16 protein-coding genes are annotated in these 17,404 nt (G+C 65.6%); 6 read left to right on the top strand and 10 right to left on the bottom strand.

All coding sequences use genetic code 11. From position 1 onward, the window contains the following. The first annotated feature begins 1 nt into the window (after position 1). Positions 2-748 carry a succinate dehydrogenase/fumarate reductase iron-sulfur subunit gene (locus NA5_RS02985; RefSeq protein WP_062981614.1) on the top strand — a complete coding sequence of 249 codons (747 nt, stop codon included), beginning with the start codon at positions 2-4 and terminating at the stop codon, positions 746-748. A gap of 56 nt (positions 749-804) precedes the next feature. Here the strand turns inward: NA5_RS02985 and NA5_RS02980 are convergent, their stop codons facing one another. The 4 genes from NA5_RS02980 to NA5_RS02965 all read right to left on the bottom strand — a co-directional run bounded on the left by NA5_RS02980 (position 805) and on the right by NA5_RS02965 (position 2,524). Then, a complete protein-coding gene (locus tag NA5_RS02980) occupies positions 805-942 on the bottom strand; it encodes a hypothetical protein (RefSeq protein ID WP_245672059.1) in 138 nt (45 codons plus the stop codon). A gap of 218 nt (positions 943-1,160) precedes the next feature. Beyond that, entirely contained in the window at positions 1,161-1,388 is a 228-nt protein-coding gene (locus NA5_RS02975) for a DUF397 domain-containing protein (protein WP_062981610.1), read from the bottom strand. Positions 1,389-1,400: 12 nt separating this feature from the next. Further along, the gene (locus tag NA5_RS02970; RefSeq protein ID WP_062981608.1) at positions 1,401-1,598 is read right to left on the bottom strand and encodes a DUF397 domain-containing protein; all 198 of its coding nucleotides are present in this window, start codon (positions 1,596-1,598) and stop codon (positions 1,401-1,403) included. Beyond that, complete coding sequence (locus tag NA5_RS02965; RefSeq protein ID WP_062981606.1) at positions 1,595-2,524, bottom strand: helix-turn-helix domain-containing protein; 930 nt, start codon at positions 2,522-2,524, stop codon at positions 1,595-1,597. The genes NA5_RS02970 and NA5_RS02965 overlap by 4 nt, the downstream gene beginning before the upstream one ends. Positions 2,525-2,930: 406 nt before the next feature. Here NA5_RS02965 and NA5_RS02960 point away from each other — a divergent pair, with 406 nt between their 5' ends. Beyond that, positions 2,931-3,221, top strand: coding sequence for a hypothetical protein (locus tag NA5_RS02960; RefSeq protein WP_307188858.1), 291 nt, complete (start codon positions 2,931-2,933; stop codon positions 3,219-3,221). Further along, a complete protein-coding gene (locus NA5_RS02955) occupies positions 3,221-3,427 on the top strand; it encodes a hypothetical protein (protein ID WP_040697671.1) in 207 nt (68 codons plus the stop codon). Before NA5_RS02960 ends, NA5_RS02955 begins: the two co-directional genes overlap by 1 nt. 152 nt (positions 3,428-3,579) lie before the next feature. Here the strand turns inward: NA5_RS02955 and NA5_RS02950 are convergent, their stop codons facing one another. Beyond that, positions 3,580-4,470 (bottom strand): DNA-3-methyladenine glycosylase family protein, encoded by an 891-nt coding sequence (locus NA5_RS02950; protein ID WP_174555192.1) that lies wholly within the window; start codon positions 4,468-4,470, stop codon positions 3,580-3,582. Between the two features lie 370 nt (positions 4,471-4,840). Further along, a complete protein-coding gene (locus tag NA5_RS02945) occupies positions 4,841-7,606 on the bottom strand; it encodes an FAD-binding and (Fe-S)-binding domain-containing protein (RefSeq protein ID WP_062981747.1) in 2,766 nt (921 codons plus the stop codon). Between the two features lie 267 nt (positions 7,607-7,873). On the opposite strand from NA5_RS02945, the gene NA5_RS02940 reads away from it, so the two are divergent. Then, positions 7,874-9,754: an ABC transporter ATP-binding protein gene (locus NA5_RS02940; RefSeq protein WP_062981604.1), complete on the top strand. Its 1,881-nt coding sequence runs from the start codon at positions 7,874-7,876 to the stop codon at positions 9,752-9,754. 49 nt (positions 9,755-9,803) lie between these two features. On the opposite strand, the gene NA5_RS02935 is transcribed toward NA5_RS02940, so the two are convergent. Next, on the bottom strand, positions 9,804-10,799 hold the full coding sequence (locus tag NA5_RS02935; RefSeq protein ID WP_174555189.1) for an oxidoreductase: 996 nt from the start codon (positions 10,797-10,799) through the stop codon (positions 9,804-9,806). A 57-nt stretch (positions 10,800-10,856) separates the two neighbouring features. Continuing rightward, the gene (locus NA5_RS02930; protein ID WP_062981600.1) at positions 10,857-11,927 is read right to left on the bottom strand and encodes a DNA polymerase IV; all 1,071 of its coding nucleotides are present in this window, start codon (positions 11,925-11,927) and stop codon (positions 10,857-10,859) included. Positions 11,928-12,021: 94 nt separating this feature from the next. Between NA5_RS02930 and NA5_RS02925 the strand changes: the two genes are divergently transcribed. Together NA5_RS02925 and NA5_RS02920 are read left to right on the top strand one after the other, a co-directional pair. Then, positions 12,022-12,582: a TetR/AcrR family transcriptional regulator gene (locus NA5_RS02925; protein WP_062981598.1), complete on the top strand. Its 561-nt coding sequence runs from the start codon at positions 12,022-12,024 to the stop codon at positions 12,580-12,582. Between the two features lie 12 nt (positions 12,583-12,594). Next, entirely contained in the window at positions 12,595-13,038 is a 444-nt protein-coding gene (locus NA5_RS02920) for a PaaI family thioesterase (protein WP_062981596.1), read from the top strand. A gap of 33 nt (positions 13,039-13,071) precedes the next feature. Here NA5_RS02920 and NA5_RS02915 read toward each other — a convergent pair whose 3' ends face one another. After that, positions 13,072-14,685, bottom strand: coding sequence for an FAD-dependent monooxygenase (locus tag NA5_RS02915; RefSeq protein ID WP_062981594.1), 1,614 nt, complete (start codon positions 14,683-14,685; stop codon positions 13,072-13,074). Between the two features lie 107 nt (positions 14,686-14,792). Further along, positions 14,793-17,195, bottom strand: a complete 2,403-nt coding sequence (gene lon, locus NA5_RS02910) for an endopeptidase La (RefSeq protein WP_281201689.1) — start codon at positions 17,193-17,195, stop codon at positions 14,793-14,795. Positions 17,196-17,404: the final 209 nt, after the last annotated feature.

Here is a 17,404-nt window from a genome sequence, read left to right as displayed (position 1 = left end):
AATGGGTTACGACGCCAAATTCCGCGTGTGGCGCGGTGATATCGACGGCGGGGAATTGCACGACTTCACCGTCGAGGTGAACGAGGGCGAGGTGGTGCTCGACATCATCCACCGGCTGCAGGCCACCCAGGCCCCGGATCTCGCGGTGCGGTGGAATTGTAAAGCGGGTAAATGCGGTTCGTGTTCGGCGGAGGTGAACGGGCGGCCGCGGCTGCTGTGCATGACCCGGATGTCGACCTTCCAGCCCGACGAGCTGATCACCGTCACGCCGATGCGTACCTTCCCGGTGATCCGCGATCTGGTGACCGATGTGTCGTTCAACTATCAGAAGGCAAGGGAGATACCGTCTTTCACGCCGCCGGTGGATCTGAAGCCGGGCGACTATCGGATGCAGCAGGTCGACGTGGAGCGCTCCCAGGAGTTCCGCAAGTGCATCGAATGTTTCCTGTGTCAGAACACCTGCCACGTGGTCCGCGACCACGAGGAGAACAAGGAGTCGTTCGCCGGTCCGCGCTTCCTCATGCGGATCGCCGAATTGGAGATGCATCCGCTCGATGTGGCCGACCGTCGCGATCTGGCTCAGGAAGAGCAGGGGCTCGGACTCTGCAACATCACCAAATGCTGCACCGAGGTCTGCCCGGAGCACATCAAGATCACCGATAATGCCCTGATTCCGATGAAGGAACGGGTGGCGGACAAGAAATACGATCCGCTGGTCTGGTTGGGCAATAAGCTCTTCCGGCGCTGATCAACCGATACTGGACCACCGGCCGGGGTAGGAATACCCGGCCGGTCGGCGCACCCTTATAACAACGCGACAACACCCACGGCGACGACCCACACGAGCACCCCGACGAAAAGTGCCGAGAGGAACGAGCCGGTCAGGACGAATACACCGACCGCGGACACCGCGAAAAGCAGTGCCACGATCAGCCATTCCACCCAATCGCCCGGCCGCAATTTCCTGTACCGGGGATGGGAACTCTTGAGCCCACGGTCCACAAGAAGTGGGCTACCCGTAATGCCACCCGGCAAACGCGATTTCGTTGTCGAATCTGCGCTGTTTCGTGATCTTCGGCGAGCACATCCGTTCATTACGGGCGAGGCCCAGTCTGCCTCGGACCGGACCCGGCGGGCACTACACCGCCGGGTCGATCGCCCTATGACTTGGGCCGGTCGAACTCACCATCGTGCACACCCGCCGTGAAGGCGGACCACTCACCAGGCGTGAAGACCAGGACCGGCCCATCCGGATTCTTACCGTCGCGCAGCGCGACGTGCCCGGCATCCAATAGCGCCACCTCGACGCTGTCCTTACGCGCGCCCTCACCGGCCTTACGCCAGACCGCACCGCTCAGATCTACTTTCGCGCCCTCGTTGATGCTCACGCCCGCAACTCCTCAGAACTCGCCGTCCGTAACACCTGTGGTGAAAGCGTCCCATGCGCCCGTGCCGAAGACGAGGGCAGGTCCACCGGGATTTTTGCTGTCGCGTACGCCTACCCGGCCGCCCGCGAGAAAGGCGACCTCGACGCAGTCCTTACCCGCACCGCTACGGGTGCTCTTGAACCATTGCTTGCCAACCAAATCCATACTCATGCCACATACTCCTTCGCTATCTGCCGGAGCAGATGTCTACTGGGTTGAATATCCAGCGCGCAGCGCTGGAGGCACTCGTGCGCACGATCGTACCGCCGTACATCAGCATGTCTTTCGAGGTAGAGATCCCCCGTGAAACCCTCCGCGTACACCACCGGCGGCTCGATCGGCTGGCCCTTGCTATCGACACCGAATTCGAGAACCGTGAACGGTCCGGTGGATACTCCGAGCGGAACACCGGCCGCGAACGGCAGGATACGCAGCGAGATATTGGGTTGGGTACTGATATCGGCGAGATGACGTAGCTGCGCCGCCATCACTTTGGCGCCACCGACCACCCGGCGCAAAACCGACTCGTGCAAAATCACGTTCACGGTAGCCGGTGCGACCTTGCGGGTGATCAAAGCCTGGCGCTGCATACGCAATTGGACCCGGCGTTCGATCTCGGCGTCCGAATCATCCGGATAGCCGAGACGATTGAGCGCTCTGGCGTAGTCGGCGATCTGAAGTAGGCCGAGTACGATTTCGGACTGGTAGGAGGTGAGTTTTTGCGCCGATGCCTCCAAACCGACATAGATGTCGAAGTTTTCGGGGATGAGATCGCCGTAGGCATGCCACCAGCTCTTGACGGCGGCTTGCTGTGCGAGACCCTTCAGACCGTCGGACAGTTCGTCCGGTATGCCGTAGATGCGACACAGTTCTTGGATATCGATGGTTCGAATCCGGTCGGACTGGCCTTTTTCCAAGCGCTGCAACGTGCTTGCGCCCCATTCCATCAGCCTGGACGCCTCCGCGATAGTGAGGCCCGACTGGGTGCGCCAGTCCCTGAGGTATCTGCCGAGCTGGCGTCTGGGTAGAGTGGAGGCGGCATTCTCTGGGGATAGCCGGTCCGGGGCTTCCGACGCTCTTGTCGAATTCGCTGACACAGCACGCTCCGTTCTGTATTCAACTGTGATGCTCCCGGGTCCCCACGTGGTTACGCAGGCTCCCGCCTCCGGGCCCGTGCTCACGTCGCGAGCTCGGATGCTCACCCAAGGGTTTGCTCCGGGCGACCCACAAGCTCGGTTCCCCGTCACTTCGCTTGGGCAGAGGGCTCTTTCGTCCACTATGGAGAATCCTCCCTTCCCTGCTGGGTTTTGTGCTGGGAATTCGCCTCAAATCTTTGGATATCCACGAAGGACGCTGTTCGCGACCTGCCGCGATGGTGTGCTGAGAGTGTGCCCAGAGCGGAACAGGCGCCCTTCCCTCCTCCTGTGAAACCTCCGGGCACACATCAGGAATCGCACGGAGGAACGAGGAGTCATGGCTGTAAGTGTCATAGCGTCGTCCTTGATGACCAGCGATTTGACCCCGCATCGCGCCCGCAGTGTCGGGCAGCAGAGCTGGGTTGTTTCCTATTTGCCCGGACGCACGCTGACCTGCGACCAAGCGGTTGCTGCACTGAAGGTTGCCGAGGTGGTGCCATCGCTGTTCGCCGCGGTCGGCGATCTCGCGGACGAGGTCGGCTTGACCGTACTCGAGGCGGTGGGTATGGCGGTCCGACAGGCCCCGTGGGATCAGGGACCGATCTCCCGATACACCCGACATGTCCGCTCGGTGCGCCGCCGGGCGGAGGTCGCCTGATGCAACTCACCAACCTGCACATGCCCGTCGCATCCCTATTGGCCTGCGGAAACGACCCCGGTGTGCTGACCACCGAACAAGCCCACGCCGCAATGCAATTGCATATCGACTGCACCGTCGACCGGTGCCGGGTCCGCCGTGCGGCGCGGACCACGTTGGTCGAGGCGGGCAAATGCGTGCTGGACGAGCGCGCACTGCCGTTATGAGGCCGCATGTCGAGCCGCCGGGTATACCGGGGGCGCTTGCCGACTGCATCCGGGTGTTGCGCTGGGTGACAGCGGAGTCCCTGGCGCATCGACGGCACGCTGTCGCGCGGACGGAATACGGCCTGCCGAAACGAGCGGTCCGGCGGATCGGCTCAGTGCCAGGTGTGATCGGTGAGCGGGGTGCGCGGGCCGAACTTCGGCTTGTGCGCGTAACCGCTGATCTCCAGCAGACGAACGGCCCGATAGCGGTGTGGCCGTAGCGGTTCCAGATATTCGACCATCGCGTCATCGTCGATGGGCTCGCCAAGCAGGGTCCAGCCGACGATGGCCGCCAAGTGGTAGTCGCCGACCGAGAGGGCATCCGCGTCACCGAAGGCGCGCTGCCCGATCTCGGCGGCGGTCCACACCCCGATACCGGGAACCGTGCGCAGGCGACGGGCGGCTTCCGCCGGACTTTCGGCCGCCGCCCGTTCCAGCGCGTCGGCCACCCGGGCCGCGCGCACGATCGTCTGCGCGCGCTGCGGGCCGACATTGGCGCGGTGCCAGGTCCAGGACGGGATCGTGCGCCAGGTGTCGGCGTCGGGCGGCAGCAGCAGCCCGGTGGGGGCCGGTCCGGGTGCGGGAGATCCGAACTGCCGCACCAACTTTCGCCACGACGCGCGGGCCGAAACGGTGTGCACCTTCTGTTCCAGCACGGCGGGCACCAAGGCCTCGAAGACCAGGCCGGTGCGCAGCATGCGCAATCCGGGAAAGCGGCGGTGCGCGTCGACGATCTTCGGATGTTCGGGGGCGAAGTCGGAGATGTCCTCATCCAGGCACAGCATGTGGTCGAGTCCGTCGAGGAATTCGGCCGCGCCCGGACCCCAGGCGCGGGCGTCGACGGTGTGGCGATCGGCCTCGGTCAGGCGGTAGGTGACCGGGCCGGTCGGCATCCGGGAGGCATGCCAGTGCGCGCCGTCGTGGGTGACCAGGTGACACGGGTCGCCGCGGCCGCGGGACAAAGGCGCGAGGGTGGGCGCGAGATCGATCGGCCGTTCAGCCATGACCGTCCTGGTCAGGCCTGCCCGGCTCAGGTCCGGCGCGGCCGTCTGATTGCGCACCGACTCATTGTGCCCCGCTGGGTGGGCGGCTGGCGCGCGGGCCTCGAATGTTGCCCGGCTCACAAATATTTCGGTCCGAATGTTGGCCTTACCATAGGGATTCGACATAATCGCAGATCCCCGCGATTTTGTAACGCGACGAATAACTGTGGCGATATTGATGCGTTCGGCAAACAGCTGGCAGTCGCCATATCGGAGGTAGAAAATGATCACCAACGCGCTCAACTGGTTGCTCAATGCCTGGGGTGCGGTTTCCGCGGGCAGCTCGGGTTACCAGATTCCGCCCGGCACGCTGCCGTTCGGCAGCTGAGTCTCACTCGCCGAGCAGGAATTGCGCGAGGTGTAGCCCTCGACGGCCGCTCAGCTGCATGGCCTGGGTTCGACACGAGAACCCGTCGGCTATCAAGATCGAACCGTCGTCGGCATTTCGCAGTGCCGGTAGCAAGCCATTCTCGGCGACGGCGACCGAAATGTCGTAATGGCCGGATTGCATTCCGAAGTTTCCGGCCAGACCGCAGCAGCCGGTGATCTCGGTCACATTTATCTGCAGGCTGGCTAATAGCTGGCGATCCTCTTCGTAGCCGAGTACGGCATGGTGATGGCAATGCGGTTGGACGACCACCGACTTTCCCGCTCGTGCCGGCGGCCGCCAGTTCGGCTGTTCGGCAAGGAATTCGGCGAGGGTGCGCACGGCCGCGGCGGTTGCGGCCGCACGCGGATCGTCCGATAGCAGTTCCGGCAGGTCCGCGCGCAGCACCGCGGTGCAGGACGGCTCGAGGCCGACGATGATGCCGCCCCCGCGCACATGCTCATCCAGTTCGGTCAGTGTCGCGCGCAGCCGCGCCCGAGCGCCGTCGAGTTGTCCGGTGCTGATCCAGGTGAGGCCGCAGCACACGCGGCGTCGCGGTATGCGGACTCGGTAGCCGAGGGATTCCATCAGTTGCACTGCGGCCTGGGCTATTTCGGGGTCGAAGGCATCGGTGAAGGTGTCGAGCCACAGCAGCACCTCGGGTGCCGCGCCCGCATCCTCCCGGTCATGCCAGATCCTGCGGAAACTGCTGTCGGCGAGCCGCGGTACCGCACGGCGCGGATCGATTCCGCCCGCACGCAAGGCGATTCGGCGCAACCACCCGATTTCGGCCAGCGCATTCACCGCTCGCGGCATGCGACCGGCGATACCGAGCCAGCGCGGCAGCCAACCCAGCGCGTAGTGATCGATGGGACGCGGGCGATGCCGATAGCGGCGATACAGCGCCTCGGATTTATAGGTCGCGATATCGACCCCGGCCGGGCAGTCGGAGCGACATGCCCGGCAGGACAGGCACAGGTCGAGTGATTCGGCGACCGCCGCGGCGGACCAGGGGAGTGCGCCGCGCACCACCTCCTGCAGCACTCGCGCGCGGCCTCGGGTGCTGTCCTTCTCGTCAGCGGTGGCCAGATACGACGGGCACATGAAACCACCGGCCGCGCGGGTGTCCGCGCGGCATTTGCCGATGCCGACGCAACGATGCACGGCGGTGGCGATATCGCCGTTGTCGTGCGGAAATGCGAAGCCAGACGGACCCGTGGCAGGTCGCAATCCGACCAGTCGCAGATCGGCATCGATGGGGGACGGAGCGACCAGGACGCCTGGGTTCAATACATCGTCCGGATCGAAAAGCGCCTTGTATCCGGCGAATACGTCGAGTGCGTCCTGGGAGTACATGATCGAGAGCAATTCCGAACGGGCCCGGCCGTCGCCGTGCTCGCCGGAGAGCGAGCCGCCATAGCGGACCACCAGTTCGGACGCGTCCTGGATGAAGCGCCGAAAGCGTTGCGGCGCATCAGCAATCGGCAGATCGAGACGGACGTGGATGCAGCCGTCGCCGACGTGACCGTAGAGCAGTCCGTCCACGCCGTGGTCCTTTGTCAACGTCGCGAAATCGCGCAGATACGCACCGAGATGCTCCGGCGGGACGGCCGCGTCTTCCCAGCCCGGCCAGGCCGGATGACCCGCCGGAGTGCGACCGGCCAGCCCGGCGCCCTCCGCCCTGATTCGCCAAAGTGCCGCGGCGACACCGGGATCGGTGACTATCCGCGAGTCCAGCGCAGCGACGGTTCGGCAGAGCTTCTCGGCCGTGGCATACGCCTCGGCGGGAGTATCACCGGCGGACTCGACGAACAGCCAGCCGCTACCGCGCGGCAGTTCCGGCACACCGCTGGTGGCCCCGCGGTGCACGCGCACGATATCGACAAGTCGCGCATCGATGCCCTCTACCGCAATGGGGTGGCAGGCCATCACCGCCGCGACATCGTCCGCGGCCGTGGCGATATCGGGATAGCCGAGCACGGTGAGGACGGTGGCCTTCGGCAACGGGACCAGATCCACCGTTGCTTCGAGCAGCAACCCGCAGGTCCCCTCGGTGCCGACGAACGACTTCGCGACCGCCGAACCATGTTCCGGCAGTAGATGTTCCAGTCCGTAGCCGGAGGCCTGTCGATCGAATCGGCCGAGTTCGGTGCGGATCACCGCGAGACTCGCCCTGGTGAATTCGGGCAGGCCGGGAATTGCGGACGGGTCGGCCGCGAGCGTCCGCTCGGCTGCCGTCCCATCGAGAATACGCAGCTCACGCACATTATCCGAGGTGCGCCCCCAGGCCACCGCATGCGGTCCGCACGCATTGTTGCCGATCATCCCGCCCAGCGTGCACCGATTCTGCGTCGACGGATCGGGGCCGAACCGCAGCCCGTGCACGGCGGCGCTGCGCTGCAATTCCGCGAGGACGACACCAGGCTGAACGCGTACGATGCGCCGTTCCGGATCCAACTCACCGATGCCATTCATATACCGGCTGAAGTCCAGCACGATCCCGGGACCGACAGCATTTCCCGCCACCGATGTCCCAGCACCCCGCGCGGTGACCGACAGCCCATTACTCCTCGCGAATTCGAGCGTGCGTGCCACATCCTCGGCCCCGCGCGGAAAGACAACCGCGGCCGGGCGCACCCGATAATTCGACGCATCGGAGGAGTATTCGGCACGCCTACGCGCGGACGCGTCGACCTCACCCGCGATCCTGCGACGCAACGCATCGGACATCCGGTCCTCGCTCACCCCACCAGCCTATGCACGCACATACCGGACCACCCGAACCGCATCCGGACCCTTTGTCTGGATCCGTACTCCGCTCCGAATCGGCACTCGTGTTCGGATCCGCACACCCTTGTCGGATCCGCACCCTGTGGCGGGCGCGGTGGTTTCGCTGTGCGCGGAATTCGGGCGGAATGGGCTTGCGCTCAACCTTTGTTGAGGTCTTAGTGTCGGTGGCCAGGTGTTCGATGGGTGGGAGCGAGAGGGAGCAGCACGGTGAGTATCGAATCGGTGGCCTGGAGCCAGATGTATCGGCGGGCGAACGCCCCGCAGGAGACGCGGCCGTTCCGGCTCGCGACGGCGCGGCGCATTCTGCGGTTCGCGCGGCCGCATCGCCGCCGGATCGGTGCGTTCTTGCTGTTCAGCGTGGTGTCCGCACTGCTCGCGGTGGCGACGCCGGTGCTGGCGGGTCGGGTGGTCAACGACATCGTCGGTGGTGCGGCGCCGCGCGTCGTGGTCACGCTCGCCGTCCTGATCGGCGGCCTCGCGGTGGTCGATGCCGCACTCGGGGTGATCATTCGCTGGCTGTCCTCGCGGATCGGTGAGGGGCTGATCCTGGATCTGCGCACGGCCGTGTTCGATCATGTGCAGAAGATGCCGGTCGCGTTTTTCACCCGCACTCGCACCGGGGCGCTGGTCAGCCGCCTGAACAGCGATGTGATCGGGGCGCAGCGCGCGTTCAGCGACACGCTCTCCGGTGTTGTCACGAATCTGGTCACCCTCGCGCTCACCCTCGCCGTCATGGTCCGGATCTCCTGGCAGATCACGCTGCTCGCGCTGGTGCTGCTGCCGGTTTTCGTGGTTCCGGCGCGGCGGATGGGCAACCGGCTGGCCGGATTGCAAAGGGAAGCCGCAGGCCTCAATGCGGCGATGAGCACCCAGATGACCGAACGCTTCTCCGCACCCGGCGCGACACTGGTGAAGCTGTTCGGGCGGCCGCAACAGGAGTCGGACGAGTTCGCGCTGCGGGCGCGGCGGGTGCGCGATATCGGAGTGCGCACGGCGATGCTGCAGACGGTTTTCGTCACCTCGCTGACCCTGGTTTCGGCGCTGGCACTGGCCCTGGTCTATGGACTCGGCGGGTGGTATGCGCTGCGTGGCCAATTGGATGCCGGTGCGGTGGTGTCGCTTTCGCTGCTGCTGACCCGTCTTTACACGCCACTCACCGCACTGGCCAGCGCTCGGATGGAAATCATGTCCGCGCTGGTGAGCTTCGAGCGGGTCTTCGAGGTGCTGGATCTGAAACCGCTGATCGAGGACGCACCGGATGCCGTCACGGTGCCCGCAGGTCCGGTCGCGGTGGAATTGGACAATGTCACCTTCGGCTACCCGTCGGCCGACAAGGTGTCGCTCGCCTCGCTCGAGGATGTTGCGACGCTGGATACCCGCGGCGGGGTGGAGGTGCTGCACAATGTGTCACTGCGGGCCGAGCCCGGTCAGCTCGTCGCGCTGGTAGGTTCCTCGGGGGCCGGGAAATCCACTGTGGCCCAGCTCGTTTCCCGGCTCTACGATGTCGACGGCGGGGCGGTGCGGCTCAACGGTACCGATGTGCGCGGCCTGACCACGACCTCCATTCGGGACACCGTCGGCCTGGTCACCCAGGACGGCCACCTGTTCCACGACACCATCCGCGCCAATCTGCTGCTGGCCCGACCGGAGGCGACCGAGGCCGAGCTGTGGGATGCGCTGCAGCGGGCCCGGTTGGGTGAGCTGGTCACGTCACTGCAGGACGGCCTGGACACCGTGGTCGGCGAACGCGGCTACCGCCTCTCCGGCGGTGAACGCCAGCGACTGACCATTGCCCGGCTGCTGCTCAAACAACCACGCGTGGTGATCTTGGACGAGGCGACCGCCTCGCTGGACTCGACCTCGGAAGCCGCTGTCCAAGAAGCACTTTCCGAGGCGCTGGACGGCCGAACCGCACTCGTCATCGCGCATCGACTCTCCACCATCCGGGCCGCCGACCAGATACTGGTGCTCGAGGACGGCCGAATCGTGGAGCGCGGCACGCACCCACAATTGCTCGCCGCTGACGGACGCTATGCGGAGCTTTACCGCACACAGTTCGCGGACGAGCCGGTCGAAGTCGCGGCCTGAGCCCGAAACCCATCGAAGCCCGGCTCGATCCGGGCTTCGATGGCTACCGTCAGAATTCCCCGGCGACGCCGAATACGGTGCGACCGGAGTGGCTGCCGTGCTGGATGGCGTGCAGGACCCGCTCGGCCTCGGTGATCGGAGCGAAATTCTCGATGGTCGAAAGATGTTGGGGCCGTAGATCATCGGCGAGCCGAGCCCACAGCGCGCGCCGCTTGTCGATCGGGACGTACGCGGAATCGATGCCGAGCAGCGATACGCCGCGCAGGATGAACGGCATGACGGTGGTCGGCAGATCCGAGCCACCGGTGAGGCCGCTGACCGCCACCGCACCGCCGTACCCGATCGCGCTGAGGATATAGGCGAGAGATTTGCCGCCCACGCTGTCCACCGCACCGGCCCAGGCGGCCTTGGACAGTGGACGCAGTTTCGCATCCGGATCCTCCGGCAACCGGCCGATCACCTCGTTCGCGCCGAGTTCGGCCAGCCGGTCACCGGCATCGGTCTTTCCGGTGGAGGCGATCACCTCGAAGCCGAGACCCGACAGGATATCGATGGCCACGCTGCCGACACCACCCGTCGCGCCGGTGACCAGCACCGCGCCGGTCTCCGGGGTGAGTTCGTGATCCAGCAGCCCCTGCACACTGAGTGCGGCGGTGAAACCGGCGGTGCCGAGCGCGGCCGCGTCACGGGTGCTGAGACCGTCGAGCTTGACCACCCAGTCGGCGGGCACCCTCGCGTACTCGGCGAAGCCGCCGTGATGTGAGACGCCGATGTCGTAACCGTGCGCCACCACCTGGTCACCGGGCACGAAATCGTCGACCTCGGAGGTGACGACCTCACCGGTGATATCGATACCGGGGATGATCGGATAATTGCGGACCACGCCACCGCCCGCGGTGATCGCCAGCCCGTCCTTGTAGTTCGCGCTCGAGTAGTGCACCTTGATCGTGACCTCGCCAGGCCCGAGGAAGTCCTCGTCGACCTGCCGCCGCGTGAGCACGATCCCGCTGTCCGATTCTTGTGCCACCATCGCCCAGAACTCCATGCCGACGAGCATACGAGCGTCGACCGGCGCCGGGGTGGATCTTCGCATCGGCCCCGGTTATTGCGGGACGAGTTCGAGGCGGACGCCGAGCAACCGAACCGGGCGATCGAGTTCGAATCGGTCGATGATGCGCAGGGCGGTTTCCACGATTGCCGCGATATCGGTGGTCGGCTCGGGGAGTTTCTCCTGTTTGCTGCGGGTGTAGAAGGTGTTACTGCGGACGGTCACCGAGACGCGCAGCGGAATCCGACCCGCGGCCGCCATCTCCTCACCCACCTCGGTGGCCAGTCGCGCCACCTGTGCGCGGATCTCCCCTGCATCGGTCAGGTCGTGCGGGAAAGTCTCGGATTTACTGCGGCCCACCGGAATTCGCGGTTCGGTGCTGACATCGGTATCGCCCCTACCGTGGCCGAGCACCCAGAGATACGGGCCGGTATTCGGACCGAATTCGGCGGCGAGGCGCTGACGATCGGCGGCCATCAGGTCGGCGACGGTTTCGATGCCGAGTTCGGCCATCCGTGCGGCGATCCGATTCCCGATGCCCCACAGCGCGTTTGTCGGACGGTGCGCCATCACCTCGACCCAGTTCGCGGCGGTGAGCCGGAAGATGCCCGCCGCCGCGCCATCGGTATCGGCGGGTGCGGCCGAGGACTTGCCAGCGGATTTGGCGAAGCCGGTCGCCAGCTTGGCCGTGAGCTTGTTGTCACCGATGCCGATGGCGCATGTGAGCTCCAATTGTGCGATTGCGCTGCGGATTTCGCGTGCGAGCTGCTCCGGATCGTCGGTGTCCGCGGCGAGGAAGGCCTCGTCCCACCCCCACACCTCGACGCGGCCCGGGAACGTCCGCAGCAGCGCCATGACCTCGTCGGACGCCTCCTCATAGGTGGCCATATCCAACGGCAGGAAGATTCCGTCGGGACATTTGCGCTTGGCCGAGCGCAACGGCATACCGGCGCGCACTCCGAATGCCCTGGCCGGATACGACGCGCAGGTCACTACCTTGCGCGGTTCCTCGGGATCGCCATTGCCGCCGACGATGACCGGCAGGTCGCGCAACTCTGGATGGCGGCGGAATTCCACCGCCGCCTGGAACTGGTCGAGATCGACGTGCAGCAGCCACCTGGGCATATATAGGTCTTACCGCATGACCATGACAAACAGCGGAAATCGGCCATATCGGCCCGACATTGCGCCGCCCACGAAACAGAACTAAATTCTGGTCATGAAGATTCGAGATCGGTTGCTGCTGGCGGCCGAGCGACAGTTCGCGGAACGGGGGACGCTGGAGACCACGCTGACCCAGATCCGCGATGCGGCCGGAGCCAGTGTCGGCGCGCTCTACCACCACTTTCCGGATAAGGCGGAGCTGTATCGCGAGGTGTGGACGCATGCGCTCGCCGATTATCAGCAGCACTTCTGGGTGGTCGTCGGCGAAAGTACCGATGCGCGCGCGGGCGTCACCGCCGGTGTCATCGAACATCTGCGGTGGGTTACCGAGAATCAGTACCGCGCCAAGGTTCTCACCTCGGCTCGGCCGCACGGTGTCCGCGATAGCGACAGCAATCGTGAATTCCTGCGCAATGTGCTGCGCTGGTGGCGCACCCACGCTCGCTACGGCGCGGTGCGCGATCTCGATTTCGACCTCGTCTACGCACTGTGGCTCGGCCCGGCGCAGGAGTACTCGCGACACTGGCTCGGCGGTGAAATACGCACCGCCCCAATCGATGTCGCGCGCGAACTTGCCGATGCCGCCTGGCAGGCGCTTGGCACCACCGACAACTGAACGGAGCCATCCATGCCGATGATCGCCCTCGACCTGGACCTCGCGAAGCAGGTGCTCGCCGCACAGCCGTTCGCGCAGTTGGTCGGTACCGAAATCACCGCATTCGGCGACGGTGCGGCGACTCTCGTCATTCCCATCCGTCCCGAACTTGGCCAGCAATTCGGCTTCGTGCACGGCGGGGTGGTGTCCTATGCGGCCGATAACGCCCTCACCTTCGCCGCCGGAACGGTGCTCGGCGCCAATGTGTTGACCGGTGGTTTCACCATCACCTACCTGCGGCCCGCCGCCGGTAGCCGACTGCGGGCCGAGGCCACCGTCACCGGGTCGACGCGCCGCCAGGCCGTCGTCTCCTGTGAGATCTATGCCGAGAGCGCGAATTCGGAGCCGGTGCTGTGCGCGGTCGCCCAGGGCAACGCGCGTTCCGTCGAGCGGGAACTGGGTTCCGACGGCAACTGAGGTCGTTTGCACAGCCTGCGGGGGTGTACTGAATCAAGCAGTAGCCTTGGTGTCAAGCACCGACCAGCCCGTCAGCGACCGCAAAGTTTCGGTCAGCGACCCCGGATATAGCCCCTCGTCGGAGCGCGCTGCCACATGCCCGTCCGGGCGCACCAGCAGCGCACCACCCTCCGGCAGACCTGTGCAGACACCCCACTCGGCGGTCAACCCGTGTACGGCGATCTCGATACCGGTCGAGCGCTGTGCATCCGCCGCGGCGTCGCGCCAGGCAGCCGAATTCCCGGCGATCAGTATCGCGTAACCGGGCCCGCAGAGATCCAAGGTCGATGTGGTGTGCGCGGCGTCGAGCCACAGGTGCGGTGCTCGCGTGCCGACCTGTCCGGCCAACCGATCGACATGCGGCTCAACCCATTCGACGCAATGTGCGGGTTTGCGCAATACCGCACTCGACGAGTACCGGAAGCGCGACATGACCGCCCCGACATCCAGCCGCCGCGCCAAAATATCGGCGTTATCAGGAGTTTCGATGCCGTAGCGGGTTTCGAAGTCATCACCCAGATTGGCCTGTTCGGCGGCGATGATCGCACGTGACCACCGTTCGGCCTGATAGGAATCGAGCAATGCGGGTCCGCCGGTACCCGACAGCACGGCGGCCAGTTTCCAGACCAGGTTATGGGCGTCGGCGACACCGGTATTGCCGCCGAACCCACCCCATGGCGCGTGCCGGTGGGCGGCGTCACCGACGAGGAAGATCCGATCCCGCCGATACTCGTCGGCCACGAAACTACCGGTGTCCCAAGCGCTTCGAGCCAGCACCTCGACATCGATATCGGATACGCCGATCGCGGCTCTGATCAACTCGACACAGCGCTCGTCCGGATAGTCCGCGGCCGTCTCACGGGTCGGATCGTATTCGAGCTGGAAGGACCATTCGTCGGTGTTGTTCTTGGACAAGACGAGTGCGCGCACGGTGTCATTGCCGATCTCGCACTGGCTGAAGGTGCGCCCGCCCAGCACACCGGTGAGATCCGTCCGCGCGAAGACATTGATGTAGTGGCGCGTCGGCGGCACCTCCCAGCCCGCGATATCCAAGGCCCGACGAATCGGGCTGGCCGCACCATCGGCGGCGATGAGGTACTCGGCCCGGATGACCGAACTGCGGCCCGATTCGTCACGCATCCTCGCCGTGACACCCGACTCGTCGGCTTCGAAATCAATGAGTTCGACCCCGAATCGGAGATCGCCGCCGCGTTCGCGCGCCTGCTCCGCGAGTACCGGCTCGAGCAGAACCTGGGGCAGGAAGCAGAACTGCGATGGGCTGGGATCGGCCGCCGCCATTGCCGCCCGCAGGTGGCTCAGGTCAAGCGCCTGGGCCGTGATCAGGCTGGTACCCCGCCTCGCGCCACCGAAGCTGCCCGCCCGCAATGCGGTCCTCGCGGTCTGCTCGACCCGTTCCTCGACACCGACCTGGCGGAACAGCTCGACGGTTCTGGTATGGACACCGCGAGACTTGGGCAAAGCCGATACCTTGGTCCGCTTTTCGACGAGAACATAAGGGACATCGTGATATTCGAGGAATAGCGCGGCCGATAATCCGACCAGTCCGCCGCCGACAACGAGAACGGGAATCCGCTGCGTAGAAGTCATGCCACGATCGTGTGCGCATGGGCTTGCATCACCCTTGCGTCACGGTCACGGCGACCATGCATATGAAACGGGCCGTACCCGCAGGTACGGCCCGTTCGAGTCGGACGTCAGGCGCTCGCCGCGAAGGCGGGAGCCGCCAGTGCGCGTTCGGCGACCGGCTCGATGGCGTAGGCCAGGATGTCGGCCACATCGGCGACCGGACGCACATCCAGGGCGGCAAGCACCTCGGCGGGCACGTCGTCCAGATCCGGCTCATTGCGGGCCGGGATGAACACCGTCTTCAGACCCGCGCGCTGCGCGGCCATCAGCTTCTGCTTCACCCCGCCGATCGGCAGCACCCGGCCGTTCAGCGTGACCTCACCGGTCATGCCGACATCCGCGCGCACCTGCCGACCGAGCGCTAGCGACACCAGCGCGGTGACCATGGTGACACCGGCCGACGGTCCATCCTTCGGCACCGCACCCGCCGGAAAGTGGATGTGGATATTGCGATCCAGCACCGACGGTTCGATCCCGATCTCGGCCAGGTGCGAGCGCACGTAGGTGAGGGCGATCTGCGCCGACTCCTTCATGACATCACCCAGCTGACCGGTCAGGGTGAGCGCACGCTCGCCCTCGGCGCCATTGGCCTCGATGTAGAGGACATCGCCGCCGAGACCGGTGACCGCCAAACCCGTTGCCACACCGGGAACGGCGGTACGTTCCACCGAATCCGGGGTGAAGCGAGGGCGACCCAGGTAGTCCTTCAGGTTGTCCAGATCGATGGTCAACGACTCCGGCGAGTCGTAGCGCAGTTCGGCGTCGTAACCCAGCGACACCACATTGTCGGCCGAACTATTGCCGTCCTCGGAGAGCCGAGTCGCGGCCTTGCGCAATGCCTTCGCGATCAACCGCTCCATCTGCCGCACACCGGCTTCCCGGGTGTAGTTGGCCGCGACCTCACGCAATGCCGCTTCGGTGATCGAAACCTCTTCGGCAGTAAGCGCATTGCGCTCCAGCTGCCGCGGCACCAGGAAGTCACGGGCGATGGCCACCTTGTCGTCCTCGGTGTAACCGTCGACGGTGATCATTTCCATGCGGTCCAGCAGCGGGCCGGGAATGGTCTCCATGACATTCGCGGTCGCGATGAACAGCACGTCGGACAGATCGAGATCCAGATCCAGGTAGTGATCCCGGAACGTGTGGTTCTGGGCCGGATCCAGCACCTCGAGCAGCGCCGCGGCCGGATCACCACGGAAGTCCGAGCCGACCTTATCGATCTCGTCCAGCAGCACAACGGGATTCATCGATCCCGCCTCCTTGATGGCGCGCACGATCCGGCCCGGCAGCGCACCGACGTAGGTGCGCCGGTGACCACGGATCTCCGCCTCGTCGCGCACACCGCCGAGTGCGACCCTGACGAACTTGCGGCCCATGGCCCGCGCCACCGACTCACCCAGCGAGGTCTTGCCGACGCCGGGCGGACCGACCAGCGCGAGCACGGCGCCCGAACCTCGTCCGCCGACGACCTCGAGTCCGCGCGCGGCCCGGCGCGAGCGCACGGCCAGGTACTCGACCATGCGATCCTTCACCTCGTCCAGGCCGTGGTGATCTGCGTCCAGCACCGCGCGGGCGGCCGAAACATCGGTGCTATCAGTGGTTTTCACTGTCCATGGCAAGTCGAGGACGGTATCCAGCCAGGTCCGGATCCAGCCGGATTCCGGGCTCTGATCGCTGGCCCGCTCCAGGCGACCGACCTCGCGCAACGCCTCCGCGCGCACGTCATCGGGCAGATCGGCCTGCTCGACCCGGGTGCGGTAGTCGTCGGCGCCGTCGGGCTCGTCTTCGCCGAGCTCCTTGCGAATGGCATTGAGCTGTTGGCGCAGCAGGAATTCGCGTTGGCTCTTCTCCATGCCCTCGCGGACATCTTCGCTGATCTTCTCGGTGATCTCCGCCTCGGCGATATGCGCCTTGGTCCACTCGATCAGCTTGGTCAAACGCTGTGCGGTATCCGGGGTTTCGAGCAGTTCACGCTTCTCGTCGGCGGTCAGGTACGGCGCGTAGCCCGCGGTATCGGCGATCGTCGACGGATCGGTCAGCTGATTGACCGCGTCGATGATCTGCCAGGCCTCGCGGCGCTGCAGCACCGAAACGACCAGCTTCTTGTATTCGGCGGCAAGCTCTTTGGTGCGACCGTCGGCGGCGGGGGTTTCCACCGGCTCGGCCTCGACCCACAGCGCGGCGCCCGGCCCGGTGACCCCGTGACCGATCTTGGCGCGCCGTTCGGCCTTGAGCACCGCGGCGGGTGCGCCACCGCGCATCCGGCCCACCTGTTCGATGGTGGCGACGACGCCGTAGGAGGCGTAGCCCTCGGTCAATCGGGGCGCGAGCAGTACCGCGTCGGTATTCGCGGCGCGCGCGGCGTCGATGGCGGCCTGCGCCGATTCGTCCAGTTCGATGGGCACGACCATGCCCGGCAGCACGATCGGATCGGTCAGGAACAGCACCGGCAGGTTCTGTGGTGTAGTCACGTGTTCGACCCTTCCAAAAGTTGAGCGATGCCCAGTCAACCCCGGGCGTTCCACGTTTGTTCCACACCACTGCCCACGTTCGCTCACAGCGATCGGCGATGTTTGCGGCACCAGCGGAGCCCGAACGCGTCACGCTGACGGAAGCACCGGGCCGAGGTGGTCGCCGCGCGGTGCAAGACCTCGGCTCAGTCCCGCATTGACACCCCATC

Source organism: Nocardia anaemiae NBRC 100462 (assembly GCF_001612725.1).
Classification (GTDB): Bacteria; Actinomycetota; Actinomycetes; order Mycobacteriales; family Mycobacteriaceae; genus Nocardia; species Nocardia anaemiae.
This window is presented reverse-complemented; position numbering and strand designations above follow the sequence as displayed.

Coding starts and splice junctions, on each gene's coding strand:
- NA5_RS02985 (WP_062981614.1), top strand. CDS start 2: ATGGGTTACGACGCCAAATTCCGCGTGTGGCGCGGTGATATCGACGGC.
- NA5_RS02970 (WP_062981608.1), bottom strand. CDS start 1,598: ATGAGTATGGATTTGGTTGGCAAGCAATGGTTCAAGAGCACCCGTAGC.
- NA5_RS02960 (WP_307188858.1), top strand. CDS start 2,931: ATGACCAGCGATTTGACCCCGCATCGCGCCCGCAGTGTCGGGCAGCAG.
- NA5_RS02955 (WP_040697671.1), top strand. CDS start 3,221: ATGCAACTCACCAACCTGCACATGCCCGTCGCATCCCTATTGGCCTGC.
- NA5_RS02950 (WP_174555192.1), bottom strand. CDS start 4,470: ATGGCTGAACGGCCGATCGATCTCGCGCCCACCCTCGCGCCTTTGTCC.
- NA5_RS02945 (WP_062981747.1), bottom strand. CDS start 7,606: ATGTCCGATGCGTTGCGTCGCAGGATCGCGGGTGAGGTCGACGCGTCC.
- NA5_RS02935 (WP_174555189.1), bottom strand. CDS start 10,799: ATGGAGTTCTGGGCGATGGTGGCACAAGAATCGGACAGCGGGATCGTG.
- NA5_RS02930 (WP_062981600.1), bottom strand. CDS start 11,927: ATGCCCAGGTGGCTGCTGCACGTCGATCTCGACCAGTTCCAGGCGGCG.
- NA5_RS02925 (WP_062981598.1), top strand. CDS start 12,022: ATGAAGATTCGAGATCGGTTGCTGCTGGCGGCCGAGCGACAGTTCGCG.
- NA5_RS02920 (WP_062981596.1), top strand. CDS start 12,595: ATGCCGATGATCGCCCTCGACCTGGACCTCGCGAAGCAGGTGCTCGCC.
- NA5_RS02915 (WP_062981594.1), bottom strand. CDS start 14,685: ATGACTTCTACGCAGCGGATTCCCGTTCTCGTTGTCGGCGGCGGACTG.